Raw genomic sequence first — 16,415 nt, 5'->3', positions numbered from 1 at the left:
TGCCACCTTAGTACACCCTCTATACTCTCTGCCTCCACTACTTTCTACCCACCATGAATCTGCAAGATAAAATGAGCCTCCAGCACGATTTTGAAGCCGCCGTATCCCGCGTAGACGGGCTGCCCGGCGACCAGGCCGCCGCCCACATGACCGATTTGTACGGCCTCTACAAGCAAGCCACCGAAGGCGACCATGACACCAAGCGCGACGAAGTAGGCGACGACACGCCCGATAACCCGAACGGCCCCAAAGGCTTGTCACAGGCTCAGTGGGACGCCTGGAGCAAGTTTAAAGGTACTGACCAAGACGAGGCCCGCCGCCAGTACATTGAGAAGGTGAACAGCCTTGCCGGCCCGGTTAAGGAGAAAACCACCGTTATTACTGGCAACGGTCAGCCGGCCACTGGCTCGGAAGTGAACGGCAATGCGACTCCCGGTACCGCCGAAGCCAGCCCTGCGGCCCAAGCGCAAAGCCAGGCTGGCCAAAGCCCGCAAGGTGGCCTCCAGGGCGACTTGAACGCCGGTACGCCCTACGGCGGTGAAGACAAGTTGAAAAACAACCAGTAGCCACGGATTCAGCTGAATTCGTTTTGCCATCTTTGCCGCATAAAAAAGGCCTCCCGTACGGGAGGCCTTTTTTATTATCGGTTATCCGGTTACATCTGTGCTTTGTGAATCAGAATATTTTGCCCGGATTCAGAATACCGTGGGGGTCAAAGACGCCTTTGATACCGCGCATCAGGTTCAGATTAGCTTCCTGCAGGGCAATGCCGATGTAACCTTTTTGCACCAGCCCGATGCCGTGCTCTCCCGAAATGGTGCCGCCCAGCTTCACGCACAGCTCGAATATCTCGGTGATGGGCTGGCGCAGGCCTACGTTCCACATTTCGTCGTCCAGGTCGCCCCGGATGATGTTGACGTGTAGATTACCGTCGCCGGCGTGGCCGTAGCACACGCTTTTGAAGCCGTAACGGGCTCCTATTTCCTTCACGCCCTTGAGCAGCGTAGGCAGTTCGGCGCGGGGCACCACGGTATCTTCCTCCTTGTATACGGAGTTGTAGCGCACCGAATTGCCAATATTGCGGCGGATTTTCCAGAGCTCATCCTTTTGAGTAGCGTTATCGGCCAGGAGGATTTCGCCCACGTCGTAGCATTCCAGCACGGCGTACACCTGCTCCGCTTCCTTATATAGCTCATCGAGGTCCTGGCCATCCAGTTCAATGAGCAGGTGAGCGGTAATGTCCTCGGGCAGCGTAAGCGGGATTTTCAGGTAATCCGACGACCAGGCAATGGCCTCCCGTTCCATAAACTCCATGCCCGACGGGATAATCCCGGCCCGGAACACCGCCGACACGGCCTCGGCCGCCTGCGCCTCCTGACGAAAGGGCACCAGCATCAGGATATTGTGCTTGGGATACGGCAGCAACCGGAACACTACTTTGGTAATGATGCCCAGCGTACCTTCCGAGCCAACCATCAGCTGAGTGAGGTTGTAGCCGGTGGAGTTTTTGAGCGTATTGGCCGCCGTCCAGATGACTTCTCCGGTGGGCAGCACCACCTGCAGGTTCAGCACATAGTCACGAGTCGTGCCGTATTTTACGGCTTTTGGGCCGCCACTGCTGTGCGCCAGGTTGCCGCCCAGGAAGCAGCTGCCTTTGCTGGCGGGGTCGGGTGGGTAGAACAGCCCTACAGCCTGCACGGCCTGCTGAAATGCCTCGTTTACCACGCCCGGCTCTACGGTAGCCTGCAGATTCCGCTCATCTATTTCCAGGATGCGGTTGAGCCGCTCGGTACTCAGCACTACCCCGTGGTGAATGGGTAACGCCCCCCCCGACAGCCCGGTACCGGCCCCGCGCGGCGTTATGGGAATATGGTGCTCGTGGCAGAGGCGCACAATACGACTGATTTCCTCAGCGTTGCCGGGACGCAGCACTACATCGGGGGCAAAATACAGGTCTTCGGTGTGGTCACGACCATAGTCGGCGTACACATCGGCCTCCACACGCTGGGCCGTGAGAACGTGCACCGGGCCAACAATAGCCTCAAATTCGGCCACCAGCGCAGGAGTCAGGGGTTGAAAGTCCATAGAAAAATGAGGAGTAAAATGACTGCTTCACGTATCTTTGCCCCAATGCGGGAACACGTTGCGAAGGTACGGCATTCAACGCAGTGGCACCGGCCACTCTCTACAGCGTTGCTGCTGCTACTGGTGAGTTGGCTGGCCGCCTGTGGCACTACCAGCAAGGTAAACTACCGAAACGGCCGGTACTACTCGGCGCGGGATATGGCCCGGATGAAGGCTACCGCCCGCAGCCGGGGCGCTGCTCCGGCCACTACAAAATCGAAAGTCAAGACCTCCACGGCGGCCGGTAAAAGCAAGACGGTAGCCCGCCGCCCCACCGGCAAAGCGCTACCGGCCAACGTGCCCGCCCAGTTGGCGGCCGTCATCGAAACCGCCCGCTCTTACCAGGGCACTCCCTACAAATACGGGGGCACCTCCCGCCTCGGAATGGACTGCTCCGGACTTTTGCACGAGTCGTTTGCCGCCATTAATCTGAACATTCCGCGCTCCAGCAATGAGCAGGCTGTGTGGGGTGAACCCATCAAACCACAGGATTTACGGCCGGGTGATTTGGTATTTTTCGGAGCTTCACCTGGCAGCAGCACTATTACCCATGTCGGAATGGTAACGGAAGCTTCGCCGGAAAGCGTTCAGTTCATTCACTCTTCCAGCTCCTTAGGTGTTATTGAAAACGCCCTAGAGACGGACTACTACCTCAGTAGATTCATTAAGGCCGTACGTCCCAGATTGTGAATTTCCCTCTTACCTTTGCGTCCGAAAAGCACGTAATTTTCCTCAAAGCGTAACATTGCGGTAACGCAACCAGCTGCTGGAACCAGTACTTTTGCGGCGTTTTTCTCGGCATAGAAAACACTCATTTTCACCAATCCCCCCTTTGTTATGAAACGCAATCTTTACGCTTCGGTGGCTATTGTGCCCCTAGCGGTCATGTCAGCGCAACTGAGCTGGGCACAGGTGACGACTTCCGCTATGAACGGTATTATTACCGACAAAAGCGGTGAGGGTCTGCCGGGCGCTACGGTAATTGCCGTTCACACGCCAACCAATACCCAATATGTTGCACCGACAAACTCGGAGGGCCGCTTCAACTTGCAAAACATGCGGGTAGGCGGCCCTTATACTATCCGGGTTTCCTTCGTGGGCTACAAGGAGTCTGTACGTGAAAACATCTTCCTGACACTGGGGCAGAACCAACGTTTAGATATCAATCTGAGCGAGACAGAGCAGACGCTGGGTGAAGTAGTAGTAAGTGGCCGTCGGGACCCCGTTATCAACTCGGGTCGCACTGGCGCTGAAACTACCATTTCGCGCGAGCAGATTCAGCGCCTGCCCACGCTAAGTCGTTCGTTGAACGACTTCACGCGCCTGACCCCTCAGGCTAACGGCGGGGGTAGCAGTTCCTTCGGAGGTTCCAACAACCGCTACAACAACATCACCATTGACGGCGCGGTAAACAACGACGTTTTTGGTCTTGCTCCTACAGGTACTCCTGGCGGTCAAGCAGGTACAAACCCTATTTCCCTGGACGCTATTCAGGAAATTCAGGTAGTACTGGCACCTTACGATGTAACGCAGGGCAACTTCACCGGCGCTGGCGTAAACGCCGTTACGCGCTCCGGCACCAACGACATTTCGGCCTCTATCTACGGTTTCGGCCGTAACCAGAACACCATTGGCAAGAGCGTTACTGAACCGCGCGTAAAGGCCGATGAGTTCTATAACTACCAGACTGGTGTACGGGTGGGCGGCCCCATCGTGAAGGATAAGATCTTCTTCTTCGCCAACGCCGAAATCAGCCGCCAGGCTACTCCGCTGGGCTTTGACCCCGGCACGTCAACTTCCCAGATTCGTCAGGCTACTATCGACTCTATTGCCAACTTCGTACGAGGGAGCGACGTGTACCGCAACTATGAGGTGGGAAATGTAGGAGGTGAAACTATCCGTCGGGAAAGCAACCGTCTGTTCGCTCGTTTGGATTTCAACTTGTCCAACAACAACCAGCTGACGGTACGGCACAACTACGTAAAGGCATTTGACGACAACCTGTCCCGGGGCTCCCGCACTATCCGGTTCGGTAGCAACGGGTACAAGTTCGACAACGTTACCAACAGCTCGGTAATTGAATTGAACAGCATTCTGGGCCGTTTCTCCAACAAGTTGCTGCTGAGCTACAGCAGCATCCGAGACTCGCGCACTATTCCGGGCAACCTGTTCCCCACCATTGAAATCAACCAGGGCGCTAACCGCTTCACCTTCGGCACGGAGCGCAGTTCCGGCTTCAACTCCCTGGATCAGGACATCGTTGAAGTTACGGATAACCTGACGGCCAGCTTCGGCAAGCACACCGTTACGGTGGGCACGCATAATGAGGGCTTCAAATTCCGCAACCTGTTCATCAACAACGGGAACGGCTACTACTCCTTCAACTCGCTCAACAACTTCTATAACAACCGGGCCAGCCGGGTGCAGGCCGCTTTCGCTACTGCCGACAACGGAGAAGCTGCGTTCAAAGCTATGCAGCTGGGCTTCTACGCTCAGGATCAGTTCTCACCTATTGAGAACCTGCGTCTGACGGGTGGTATCCGCTTGGATATTCCGGTATTTGTAGATAAGCCGGCTTTCAACCAAACCCTGGAAGACAGCAAACAAGCCTACGCCGCCTACGGCGACATCAGCACCACCAACGTGCCCAGCGGCCAACTGCTCTGGTCGCCACGTGTGGGCTTCAACTGGGACGTGAACAACGACCAGAAAGTACAGTTGCGCGGTGGTACGGGTGTTTTCACCGGCCGGGTACCGTATGTGTGGATTTCCAACAGCTACACCAACAGCGGTGTAATTCAGGGCGCGTTGGATATCAACTACCTGAATACTCCTACCGGTCAGCAGCCCCGCTACCTGGACCGCATCGAGACCAACATCGATAACATTCCAACGGCTTATCAATCAGGTACTAACCCCCGCACGCAGGTAAACGTGCTGGACAAGGACTTTAAGCTGCCGCAGGTGTGGCGCTCCAACTTAGCCGTGGATTTCCGCCTGCCGGGTGACGTAGTAGCTACCCTGGAAGGTGCCTATTCGAAAACCTTCAATGATATCTACTACCAGGATATCAACCTAAATGCTCCGGTTGGCCGCCTCGCCGGCCCCGACCAGCGCCCTGTATACAGCAGCAACCAAACCGCGCGCCGCGTAAACGACCGGTTTACGAACGTATACCTGCTTGATAACACCAGCAAGGGCTATCGCTATAACGCAACGGCTCAGTTGCAGAAGCAGTTCGTAAACGGCCTTAATACATCTGTATCTTATAACTACGGCGTAGCCAAGGAAATCAACAGCGGCTCCAGCAGCACGGCTTCGTCTAACTTTGGCTTCAACCAGATTGTAGCCGATCCGAACAACCCCGAACTGGGCTTCTCCCGCAACGACCAGCGGCACCGCTTTCTGGCTACTGCCGGTTACACGTTCCGCTATGGTGGTGATAAATTCGCTACTACCATCTCCGCCGTGTACGAAGGCCTGTCGGGTCAGCCTCTCACCTATATTTATGGGCAGAACACTGACTTGAATAGTGATGGCAACACCGGCAACGACTTGTTGTACATCCCACGCAATACGTTTGATGCCAACGAAATTCGCATTGCGGCTAGCGAAGGCCGTACTGAGGCAGTAGTTCGTCAGCAGTTGGATGCCTTCATTGAAAACGACCCGTACTTGCGCAGCCACCGCGGCCAGTACGCCGAGCGTTTCGCGGCTCGTCTGCCCTGGACGCACCAAGTTGATATCCGGGTAGCCCAGGACTTCAACTTCCAAGCTGGTGGAAAGAAGAACACGCTTCAGATTACGTTTGACATTACGAACGTAGGCAACCTCATCAACAATGAGTGGGGCCGTCAGTACACCGTGGCGAACAACGCCACTGAACTGCTACGCGTGAGTTCTACCGGGGCTAACACGCAACCTACCTTTACTTTCCCTAACAGCTTTGCTACCACAAACCGGGCTTGGGACGTTGCTCCCTTCGCTTCACGGTGGCAGGGTCAGTTAGGCGTACGGTATAGCTTTAACTAAGCGTGGCTTAACTGTTACGCAACACATTGTTTTGAAAGCGGACGGAGATATTCTCCGTCCGCTTTTTTTGTACCCACAGGTTAGTCGTGACTTTCTCTTACTCAACCGTAATTGAAGTAATAGAGACTTATTTTAATAACATTTTAATAACTTACCCAAGGTCAACTGTAAAGTACTTTTGCACCGGTTTTTCACCATTCCCCTCTTTTATGAAACGTAATATTTACGCTTCTGTGGCCTTGGTTCCACTGGCGGTCATGTCGGCGCAGTTGAGTTGGGCACAGGGTACCACTACTTCTGCCATGAACGGTGTCATCACCGACAAGGCGGGTGAGGGCCTACCTGGTGCAACAGTTATTGCCATTCACAACCCCACGAATACGCAGTACGTGGCCCCTACCAACTCGGAGGGTCGTTTCAATATTCAGAACATGCGCGTGGGCGGCCCTTACACCATTCGCGTTACGTTTGTAGGTTTTAAAGAGGCGGTGCGGGAGAACATCTTCCTGAGCTTGGGCCAGAACCAGCGCCTCGACATCAACCTGAGCGAATCGGAACAGACGCTGGGCGAGGTAGTGGTAACGGGCCGCCAAGATCCGGTTATCAACGCCGGCCGTACCGGTGCGGCCACCACCGTGCAACGTGAGCAAATTGAGCGGCTACCCACGCTGAACCGCTCGTTTGCTGACTTTACCCGCCTGACGCCGCAGGCCGGCCCGACCAACAGCTTTGGCGGCCGCAGCAGTTCTTTCAACAACGTGACTATTGACGGAGCGGTGTTCAACAACGCCTTCGGCCTCTCGGGCGCAGTAGGTGGTCAGACCAATGCGCAGCCAATTTCCGTTGATGCTATTGAGCAGATTCAGGTTAACCTGGCCCCGTATGACGTGCGGCAGGGCTCCTTCACGGGTGCGGGCATCAATGCCGTAACCCGCTCGGGCTCTAACACAGTAACCGGCTCGGCCTACTTCTTCAACCGCAATGAGCGGAAGCTGTTCCTGGGCCGTAAAGTAGGCGACCAGGAGGTGCCCATTACGGAATTCCGGTTGCAGAACTACGGTTTCCGGTTGGGTGGTCCCATCATCAAAGACAAGGTGTTCTTCTTCGTCAACGGCGAGCGGGAGCGGCGCACGGACCCGCCGGCGGGCAACTTCGTGGCCAGCAGCGCCACCCAGACGCCCAACGGCACCAGCGTATCGCAGGTGAGCGAGGCGACGCTGAACACGCTGAGCAGCTTTTTACAGTCGCAGTACGGCTACAATACAGGTCCTTATCAAGGATACAGCCAGCGTCAGAACAGCGACAAGATTACGGCTAAGATTGACTGGAACATCAGCCCCAACCACCGCTTCAACATCAAGTACAACTTCCTGAAGTCGTACGCCGATGTACCACCGAGCGGCAGCGGAGCTATTAATACCACACTGGGACGCAGCGGCAACCAGTTCGGCTTGCCTTACCAGTCGTCGTACTATACTATCAATAACAACCTCAACTCGTTCATTGCTGAGTTGAACAGCACGTTCGGCTCGCGCTACTCCAACAACTTCACAGCGGGCTACACGGCCTTCCGCGACTTCCGGACGCCTTTTTCCTCTCTGTTTCCCTTCGTGGAAATCGGCAACGGCGTCGGGCTGGCGGGTGCTCAGGGTACCACTAACCCTAATGCTACCCTTACCTCGCTGGGGTATGAGCCCTTCACGGCGGGCAACATCCTGAATACGGATGTGTATCAGGTGGGCGACAACTTCACGGCTTTCCTGGGCAAGCACAACGTGACGGTGGGCACGTACAATGAGTACTATACCTTCAAAAACGGTTTTGCGCCGAACTACAACAGCTTCTACCGCTTCAACTCGCTGGAAGACTTCTACAGCAACGTAGGATTCGGCTACAACCGCGCGACGCAGGCCCTTACGCCGCTGGCGGCCAATGCCTCGCGGTCCAATCCTTCTTTGTTCCAGATTCAGTACGGCGCCAACGCCAACAACGAATTTCCCTTCGCCAAGATTCAGGCGGCGCAGCTGGGCCTGTACGCGCAGGACGAGTACACGCCGGTCAGCAACCTGCGCATTACGGCTGGTATCCGCGCTGACTTGCCCATCATCACTTCGGATGTAGCCCAGAACTACGCCGTTTCGGGTGGGCAGAATCCCGACAATGGCGTCACCTACCCCGGCCTGACCTTCCGTGACGGCGAAAAGATCAACACGAGCCGGTTGCCTAAGCGTCAGGTGCTGTTTTCGCCCCGGGTGGGCTTTAACTGGGACGTGAAAGACGACAAAACCACGCAGCTGCGCGGTGGGACGGGCATCTTCACCGGCCGGGTGCCGTTCGTGTGGATTTCCAACCAAGCCAGCAACAATGGGGTATTGTTTGGTTCCCAGTCGATCAGCAACTTCACGGGGGCCGGGGCAGTGTACAACCGCTTCAACCCCAGCCCCACTTACTACGTGCCCGGCTCGGGTGGCCCTGTTGCCGGCCCGGCCCAGGCCAATACGGCCTACAACCTGGCTGTTACCGACCAGAACTTCAAGTTTCCGCAGGTATGGCGCACCAACCTGGCCGTTGACCAGCAGCTACCCGGTGGTATCGTGGGTACGTTGGAAGCCTTCTATACCCGTGACCTGAACGCGGTGTACCTGCAGAACGTGAACCTGCCCGGCTCCGAGTCGGCACCGTTTGCGCGGGCAGCCGGGCCGGATAACCGTCCCATCTTCTACACGCCGGGCACGCTGTACCAGGGCTTCTACTCGGCCAGCGTACCTACCGGCACGCCTACTTCGCTGGTAGCCAACAACCGCATATATGGCTCGGTACCGGCCAACCAGGGCGGCAACACGGTAGCCCGACCAAATATTTCGGATGCCATTGTGCTGCGCAATACCAATAAAGGCTATTCGTACGCTGTTACCGGGCAGCTGCAGAAGTCGTTCAGCAATGGTATCTATTCCAGCCTGGCTTACACCTACACCGATGCCCGCTCGGTGAACGATGGCGGCTCCATTGCGCAGTCGCAGTGGCGCGACCGGCAGGTATCCGGCGACCCGAACGCCAACGTGCTGGGCTACTCGCAGTTCTTCCAGCGCCACCGCATTGTGGCCGTGGGTTCGTACCGCAAAGAATATCTGGGCAACCTGGGCACTACTATTTCGCTGTTCTACACCGGGGCACCCCAGGGTCGCTTCAGCTACGTGTACGGCGGCGACATGAACGGCGACGGACAGACCTCGAACGACCTGATGTACATTCCTCGCAACCAGGGCGACATCAATCTGCGCGACATCACGCTGACTGCTGCGCAAGGTGGTGGCACTTACACCGCTGCTCAGCAATGGGCCGATCTGGATGCATTTATCAACCAGGATGACTATCTCAAGGAGCATCGGGGAGAGTATGCCGAGCGTAACGGGGCTGAATTCCCTTGGCTGCACCAAGTGGATGCTAAGCTGATTCAGGATATTTTCATCAACCAGAAGAACAAGCACACGCTGCAAGTGAGCTTCGATATCTTCAACCTGGGCAATTTACTGAACAGCGACTGGGGCACGATTAAAGCCACCAACAAGAATAACCCCATCAGCTTCGCCGGGTACGACACGAATTTCCGCCCGGTGTTCCAGTTCCCTTACCTGACGAACCCCTCGTCTTCCACCAGCGGTACTACTACCACGGTCACGCCGGGTGTTCCGCTTAGCCGCACCTTCCGCGACAACGTAACCACCATTGGTTCGCGGTGGCAGGCACAGGTAGGCATACGCTACATCTTCAACTAAGCATCAACCACTTAGCTGCTTGAAAAGTGGGCTGGCGGTATCGTCAGCCCACTTTTTTTTATTGATTCCTTGCGGATTCGAAAAGGCGTCGTACTTTTGCCAGACCAAACACAACCGGTGATTTGGTTATTGAAATAACAGGGGGGATTAGCTCAGCTGGCTAGAGCGCTTGCATGGCATGCAAGAGGTCATCGGTTCGACTCCGATATTCTCCACTCCTATTCGTGACAGGCGAATATTTCAACTTACAACGGGGGATTAGCTCAGCTGGCTAGAGCGCTTGCATGGCATGCAAGAGGTCATCGGTTCGACTCCGATATTCTCCACTCCTGTTCCTGAAAGCCCAACCTACTGGTTGGGCTTTTTTGTTTTATCACCGAGTGAAACAGATTCAGCGAATTGTATGGATTTGCTCTACTGCTGTCTACATCCCGAAAGCAAACAGGCCGCCCGGATAGGACGGCCTGTTTGCTTTACGCGGGTACTGTCTGGTATTTGTGCGGAGCTAATCCGTGCAATCCGGAAAACCTTGTTCAGATCCTTGATTTAGACGAACAGACCTTCCACCGAAAGGTACCGCTCACCGGTATCGTAGCAGAAGGTGAGCACGCGGCCGCCCTGGGGCAATTCATCCAGCTTTTTAGCCACGGCGGCCAGAGAAGCACCTGACGATACGCCCATAAAGATGCCTTCTTCCCGGGCCGCCCGGCGCGCCATATCGAAGGCTTCTTGCTGGCTGACCTGAATGGTGCCATCCAAGACATCCTGGTGCAGGTTGGCGGGGATGAAGCCCGCACCGATGCCTTGGATGGGGTGCGGACCGGGCGCGCCGCCGCTGATAACGGGCGACAGCTCGGGCTCTACGGCAAACACTTTCATGGCCGGGAATTTCGGCTTCAGCACTTCGGCTACGCCAGTGAGGTGGCCGCCGGTGCCTACGCCGGTAATGTAGAAGTCGAAGCCTTCGGGCACGTCGGCCAGCAGTTCCTGAGCGGTGGTTTCCTGGTGTACTTTGATATTGGCCGCGTTTTCGAACTGCATGGGCATCCAGGCACCGGGCGTGCTCTGCACCAGTTCGTGGGCTTTCTCGATGGCGCCTTTCATACCTTTCTCGCGCGGCGTTAGTTCCAGATTAGCCCCGTAAGCAGCCATCAGGCGGCGACGCTCAATGCTCATGCTTTCGGGCATCACCAGAATGATTTTGTAGCCCTTCACGGCGGCTACCATGGCCAGCCCCACACCGGTGTTACCGGAAGTCGGCTCCACAATGGTGCTGTCGGGCGTGAGCAGGCCGTCTTTTTCGGCCTGCTCAATCATGCTCAGCGCAATGCGGTCCTTGATGCTTCCGCCGGGATTGGCGCGTTCCAGCTTCACCCATACTTCTACATCGGGGCGATGGGCAAACAGCTTGTTGAGGCGTAGGAGCGGCGTGTTGCCGATGGTATCCAGAATGGAATTCGCTTTCATTTTTTAGTACTGAGTAGTGAGACGTGAGTAGTGAGCCGTACATAGGCTCTATCTGGCAAAGCCGCAAAGCCTTACAGATGCCGTGTATTTCCGTTCAAATGGAAAACATAATATCCTCCCTGGGGTCCTGGGAACGGGTTACGGTAATATGGGCCTGATGGTATACGCGGGAGTGCGACGGGACGCTTTCCGTGAGCCACACATTGCCGCCTATGATGCTGTGACTGCCCACCGTGGTACTGCCCCCCAAAATAGTGGCCCCGGCGTAAATCACCACGTTATCCTCAATGGTAGGATGGCGCTTGATGCCCTGCAAATGCTTGGCAACACTGAGCGCGCCCAGCGTAACGCCCTGGAAAATCTTGACGCCCGCCCCGATTACGCAGGTTTCCCCAATTACCAGCCCCGTACCGTGGTCGATGCAGAACGAAGGGCCGATGCGGGCTCCCGGATGAATATCGATGCCGGTGCGCTGATGGGCATATTCACTTAGCAGGCGGGGTACCCGCGGCACTCCGCGCAGGTACAGCCCATGCGCGAAGCGGTGCATGGCAATGGCATAGAAGCCCGGGTACGTGCTTATCACTTCCTCCACGCCCTGGGCGGCGGGGTCGGCGGCGACAATGGCGGCAGCATCAAGCAACAGTGTTTCGCGCAGCACGGGTAGTCCCGCCATCAGGGCCACGGCCAGCTCCGTGGCGGACGGGGTGGCGGCAACGGCGCGAAGCAGATAGGCCAGATCATCCTGCAGCAGGCGCAGGGTAGCGGCAATGGCATCGGCGTCGCGCAAGGGCCGGGCCGCCCGCTCCGGGAACAGCAGTTCCAGCAACTGCTCGGCCAGCTGGCAGAATGCCGCCGCCGGCAACGGAGCCGCCGTGTACCGGTGAGCCTGCGCGAGGGTATGTAGAAAGTCGGATTCGTAAGCAGACATGGGCGAAGGAAAAGCAGCCACCGGCCGCAACGGCGGAAGATAAAGCGGCCGGGACGTTTTGTAACCAGCCGCGCCTCGTAAGGTTTGGACCCCACGCCCGGATAACCCATTGCCCGGGGGCCGCGTTAGCTCTTCATCTGCTTACTATTCCACTTTCTTTCCTCCTGATTATGGCTGACACCACCCTCACCAAAATTGATTCCCGATACTCTCCAACCGGTCCTGATGGCGAGAAATACCTGGCCTCCGGCATTCACATAGCTATGCGGATGTGGGAAAATGAACAGCCCGGCGAAGCGAAGGAACCCTCCGTCCGCCCCTATGAAACCGTAGGCTATGTGCTCCAGGGCCGGGCCGAACTGCATCTGGAAGGCCAGATGGTGTTGCTGGAGCCCGGCAACTCCTGGGTAGTTCCTAGGGGTACCTCCCATACCTACAAAGTACTAGAAGCCTTTTCGGCGGTAGAGGCTACTTCACCACCGGCCCAGGTACACGGCCGCGACGAGGAATAAGCCGACTCCTTTTTTCTGAGTACATGCAAAAGCCCTGGCTTTTGCATGTACTCAGAACAAAGGACCACAAATAGCCGATGCGGCCTGTATCTATCAATACACTTCCTGGTTACTATTCAGAATAATTCTCCGCAACTTTGTTTACAAACATTTGATTCAAGCGCATTATTAATCCTGGGAAATGAAGAAACGTTTATTCTGCTTTGCTATTTACAGTATCCCGCTGGCACTTTTTGCACAAACGCCTGCCCTCACGGGCTTGTCGCCGCAGCAGAATGCCATTGCCGTGCCCGCAACGGCGGCAGTAAGTGCTACGTTTTCACAACCGATGCAATCAGGGGGCAAGATTGGGATACATAGCCGGCAGAGCGGGCAGCTTGGGGGCGCCGCCACCACCGCCGGCAACACCCTGACCGTGCAGCCATCCAGAAAATTTGCCCCGGGCGAGGTGGTGACCGTCACCGTTCCCGCCGGCTTGCCGAGTACCAACGGAACAGCCTCCACTACCGGATTCGTGTACGAATTTACCGCTGCTGCCGAGGATGGAACGGGTACCTACGCGCCCTACTACAAAGTAACGGCGGGCGAAACACCGTCGGTCATGGCGGTGGCAGATGTGGATGCTGATGGCGACCTGGATCTGCTGGCGGGAAGATCCTCCTCCACTACCACAAACAGCATCACGGTGGCCCTGAATGAGGGCGACGGCGCCTTTACTCGCTCGTTTACGGTATCCACCACGTCTTCTACCCGTGGCATTAACGTAGCCGACCTCAACCAGGATGGCAGCCCGGATATGGTAGTTACCTCCTCGGAGCAGCCCTATGTAACGGCGCTGCTCAATGACGGGCAGGGACGGTTTGGGGCCGCCACGCCGCTACCCATAACTGCTTTTACCCGCAGCACCAAAGCAGCCGACGTAGATGGTGACGGGGACACGGATTTACTGGTTATTACTTCCGAAAGCTTCTCGGCCACTTCTCAGCTAGTTACAATTCTGAAAAATAACGGCCGCGGCGGGTTCAGCACGAGTAGCAGCGTCCAGATGAAATTGGCAGGCTTCTCTGACCTAGATATTCTGCTTGCCGACGCGGATGAGGATGGCGACATTGACTTTCTGGCCAGCAGTGGCATAAACTATCGGCCGGAATTCTGGCTGAATGATGGGCGCGGCAATTTTTCCGCCGGCACTTCATTTTTCTTCAGCCCGTATAGCTTTCGGCTGTTCAAGGCAATTGACGTAGACAAAGATGGGGACCTAGACTACCTGCTGGGCACCGGCAGCGCACCTGGCACCATCAGCCTGTTCCGCAACAATGGGGGCGGAAAGTTTGCCCCGGAGCAGAAGGTGGCAGCAATAGATAACATGCAGACTCTGGACACCGGCGACGTGGATGGAGATGGAGACCTTGACTTTGTCGTTTCCGGTAATAATGCTCTGCTGGTGTACCATAATGATGGCACCGGGCAGTTTTCGCGGGGTGCCAGCCTGCCTGCGGACGCCAGCGGCCATTCCGTGCTGCTCGCCGACCTGGATCAGGACTTGGACCTGGACATTGTGGCCCTGCAGCAAACCATCGGCACAGCCTTCAAGCTGTTCCGCAACATCAACCGCAGTACCGGTCCCGCCCTGCGGGTAATGGGCACGCGCCCGGCCCCTAATGGCCTTTATGTTCCTGTACAGGGCGCATTGCAAGTTACGTTCAACCAACCCCTTAGCCAGGCCAGCGCCACACGCTCCTCCGTTAAACTGCTGGGGCAGCGGGTTAGCCAGGCGCAGGTGCCGGGTACCGTAACGGACTCGGTGCTCACGCTACGACCCACGGTGCCGTTCAGCGCCGGTGAGCAGGTGTCCATGACCGTAACCACGGCCGCCCGCAGCAGCCGCAATGCGCCGCTACTGGCCCCGCTCGTTTATCAGTTCACGGCGGCTACCCAACCCGGGCCCGGCACGTTTACCGGCGGCACCCAGCTTGATGCCGCCGGCCTGTACGGTCTGGGAGCACGGAAAACCTACGTATCGGCTGCGGATTTGAACGGGGATGGATACCTGGACCTGATTTCGGATGGCCCGAATGTTTCTTTCAACCTTGGGAATGCTGACTTTGGCCCGACTAACTCTCTCGGAGCCGGGGCCGATATGACCCGGGCAGAAGATGTGGATCAGGATGGCGACCTAGACCTGGTGAGCAGCCGCACGGCAGACCCGGCCTTTAGCGTTGCGGGCTACGTGCGCGTGCTGCTGAACGATGGCAAGGGGCGTTTTACTAACGGAACGGCCACCTACATCGGCCGGGAAGCCCGCAGCATCGCCACCGGCGATTTGAACGGGGACGGATACCCTGATGCCGTACTTATCGGCGACTTTGCCTCCCTCTCGGTAGCACTTAATCGGGGTGACGGCATCTTTGATTGGATGAGCAGCGTGCCCACAAGCAACAACATCACCAGCTTGGCACTGGCCGATTTAGACAACGACGGTGACCTGGATGTGGCGGCGGCAACTGGCAACGGCCTGAATTTCTTCCTAAACAACGGTCGAGGACAATTTTCCGCCGCCCCCAACAGCCCACAGGCCCTGACTAAAGCGGCCACCCGCATTATAACTGCCGACCTGGACAACGACGGGGACGTCGACTTGGTGACTATAGCGGAAAGCGTTTGCGTATACCGCAACAACGGTAGGGGTGAGTTCACCCTGAATGCCTCCTTCCCTATCACCCGGAGCGGCTTTTTAGCCCCAGAAGGAGTTACAACCGGGGACGTTGACGGCGACGGCGACCTGGATTTATTAATGGCCGGGGGTTCCACGGGCGGGCGGGTTCAGCTGCGGCTCAATAATGGCCAGGGGCAGTTCTCAGCCGCTACCGAACTTCTGCTTTCAACGGCCAGCTTCCCCATGATGAGTGGGGTTGCCCTGGCTGATCTGGATAAGGATGGCGACTTGGATATGGCAGTTGCTGACTTCGGTTTTGGGGGCGTGCATGTCCGCCTAAACCAGGCAGCTGCCTTTACGCTGACGGGCTTTGCCCCGCGCAGCGGCCCGGTGGGCACTACCGTTACGCTTACCGGCACGAAGCTGGATGAGGTAACAACCATTCTGCTGAATGGCACAAAGGTGGTTGCCTTTACTCTTGTCACTCCCACCGCCCTGGAGCTAACGGTGCCCGCCGGAGCCACCACCGGCCCCATTACCCTGCTGGCAGCTGGTGGCACAACCAGCAGCACACAGCCTTTCACCGTAACCTCCCTAACGGCCAACCGCCAGGCCCACCCCGGATCCGTGAGTATTTACCCGAATCCGGTACGCGGGGCCTTTACTATTACCGTGCAGAATCCGGCAGCAGATTTTAGGACCAGCCGCGCCGAACTGGTGGATAATACCGGCAAGGTGCTGGCCCAACTCACACCGGTGGCCACCGCCCATCCGGGAACCATTGCTTTCTCAGCCCCTGCACAAGTACCCGGCCTGTACATACTGCGCCTGTACACAGTAGACGGTGTGGTTACTAAGCGGCTGACCGTGCATTAAACCTTTTCTATATGTACTCCACTCCATTACGCAGCAGTAGG

9 protein-coding genes and 2 tRNA genes are annotated in these 16,415 nt (G+C 56.9%); 8 read left to right on the top strand and 3 right to left on the bottom strand.

The features are described from left to right. The first annotated feature begins 53 nt into the window (after positions 1 to 53). Complete coding sequence (locus tag HSW_RS22535) at positions 54 to 566, top strand: acyl-CoA-binding protein (RefSeq protein WP_052346140.1); 513 nt, start codon at positions 54 to 56, stop codon at positions 564 to 566. A 109-nt stretch (positions 567 to 675) separates the two neighbouring features. On the opposite strand, the gene HSW_RS05305 is transcribed toward HSW_RS22535, so the two are convergent. Next, positions 676 to 2,085, bottom strand: a complete 1,410-nt coding sequence (locus HSW_RS05305; protein ID WP_044001115.1) for an FAD-binding oxidoreductase — start codon at positions 2,083 to 2,085, stop codon at positions 676 to 678. A 45-nt stretch (positions 2,086 to 2,130) separates the two neighbouring features. Here HSW_RS05305 and HSW_RS05300 point away from each other — a divergent pair, with 45 nt between their 5' ends. From HSW_RS05300 to HSW_RS05280, 5 genes are all read left to right on the top strand, one after another. After that, the gene (locus HSW_RS05300) at positions 2,131 to 2,814 is read left to right on the top strand and encodes a C40 family peptidase (RefSeq protein WP_231501355.1); all 684 of its coding nucleotides are present in this window, start codon (positions 2,131 to 2,133) and stop codon (positions 2,812 to 2,814) included. Between the two features lie 147 nt (positions 2,815 to 2,961). After that, positions 2,962 to 6,156, top strand: a complete 3,195-nt coding sequence (locus HSW_RS05295; RefSeq protein WP_044001114.1) for a TonB-dependent receptor — start codon at positions 2,962 to 2,964, stop codon at positions 6,154 to 6,156. A gap of 209 nt (positions 6,157 to 6,365) precedes the next feature. Beyond that, the gene (locus HSW_RS05290) at positions 6,366 to 9,932 is read left to right on the top strand and encodes a TonB-dependent receptor (RefSeq protein ID WP_044001113.1); all 3,567 of its coding nucleotides are present in this window, start codon (positions 6,366 to 6,368) and stop codon (positions 9,930 to 9,932) included. 141 nt (positions 9,933 to 10,073) lie between these two features. Beyond that, a tRNA-Ala gene (locus HSW_RS05285) sits at positions 10,074 to 10,147 on the top strand. Positions 10,148 to 10,184: 37 nt separating this feature from the next. Further along, positions 10,185 to 10,258 (top strand) — tRNA-Ala (locus HSW_RS05280). A 220-nt stretch (positions 10,259 to 10,478) separates the two neighbouring features. Here HSW_RS05280 and cysK read toward each other — a convergent pair. Next, on the bottom strand, positions 10,479 to 11,399 hold the full coding sequence (gene cysK / locus HSW_RS05275) for a cysteine synthase A (protein ID WP_044001112.1): 921 nt from the start codon (positions 11,397 to 11,399) through the stop codon (positions 10,479 to 10,481). A gap of 94 nt (positions 11,400 to 11,493) precedes the next feature. Continuing rightward, a complete protein-coding gene (locus HSW_RS05270; protein ID WP_044001111.1) occupies positions 11,494 to 12,330 on the bottom strand; it encodes a serine O-acetyltransferase in 837 nt (278 codons plus the stop codon). Positions 12,331 to 12,500: 170 nt separating this feature from the next. Here HSW_RS05270 and HSW_RS05265 point away from each other — a divergent pair, with 170 nt between their 5' ends. Together HSW_RS05265 and HSW_RS05260 are read left to right on the top strand one after the other, a co-directional pair. After that, positions 12,501 to 12,842, top strand: coding sequence for a cupin domain-containing protein (locus tag HSW_RS05265; RefSeq protein ID WP_044001110.1), 342 nt, complete (start codon positions 12,501 to 12,503; stop codon positions 12,840 to 12,842). Positions 12,843 to 13,023: 181 nt separating this feature from the next. Continuing rightward, a complete protein-coding gene (locus tag HSW_RS05260; RefSeq protein ID WP_081768258.1) occupies positions 13,024 to 16,374 on the top strand; it encodes an FG-GAP-like repeat-containing protein in 3,351 nt (1,116 codons plus the stop codon). The last annotated feature ends 41 nt before the right edge of the window (positions 16,375 to 16,415 follow it).

Source organism: Hymenobacter swuensis DY53 (assembly GCF_000576555.1).
In the GTDB taxonomy this organism is placed as follows: domain Bacteria; phylum Bacteroidota; class Bacteroidia; order Cytophagales; family Hymenobacteraceae; genus Hymenobacter; species Hymenobacter swuensis.
Note: the sequence above shows the minus strand (reverse complement) of the source record. Positions and strands in the feature narration are given on the sequence as shown.

Bases quoted from the DNA above. Each gene is read 5' to 3' on its own strand.
- HSW_RS22535 (WP_052346140.1), top strand. From the start codon at position 54: ATGAATCTGCAAGATAAAATGAGCCTCCAGCACGATTTTGAAGCCGCC.
- HSW_RS05305 (WP_044001115.1), bottom strand. From the start codon at position 2,085: ATGGACTTTCAACCCCTGACTCCTGCGCTGGTGGCCGAATTTGAGGCT.
- HSW_RS05300 (WP_231501355.1), top strand. From the start codon at position 2,131: ATGCGGGAACACGTTGCGAAGGTACGGCATTCAACGCAGTGGCACCGG.
- HSW_RS05295 (WP_044001114.1), top strand. From the start codon at position 2,962: ATGAAACGCAATCTTTACGCTTCGGTGGCTATTGTGCCCCTAGCGGTC.
- HSW_RS05290 (WP_044001113.1), top strand. From the start codon at position 6,366: ATGAAACGTAATATTTACGCTTCTGTGGCCTTGGTTCCACTGGCGGTC.
- cysK (WP_044001112.1), bottom strand. From the start codon at position 11,399: ATGAAAGCGAATTCCATTCTGGATACCATCGGCAACACGCCGCTCCTA.
- HSW_RS05270 (WP_044001111.1), bottom strand. From the start codon at position 12,330: ATGTCTGCTTACGAATCCGACTTTCTACATACCCTCGCGCAGGCTCAC.
- HSW_RS05265 (WP_044001110.1), top strand. From the start codon at position 12,501: ATGGCTGACACCACCCTCACCAAAATTGATTCCCGATACTCTCCAACC.
- HSW_RS05260 (WP_081768258.1), top strand. From the start codon at position 13,024: ATGAAGAAACGTTTATTCTGCTTTGCTATTTACAGTATCCCGCTGGCA.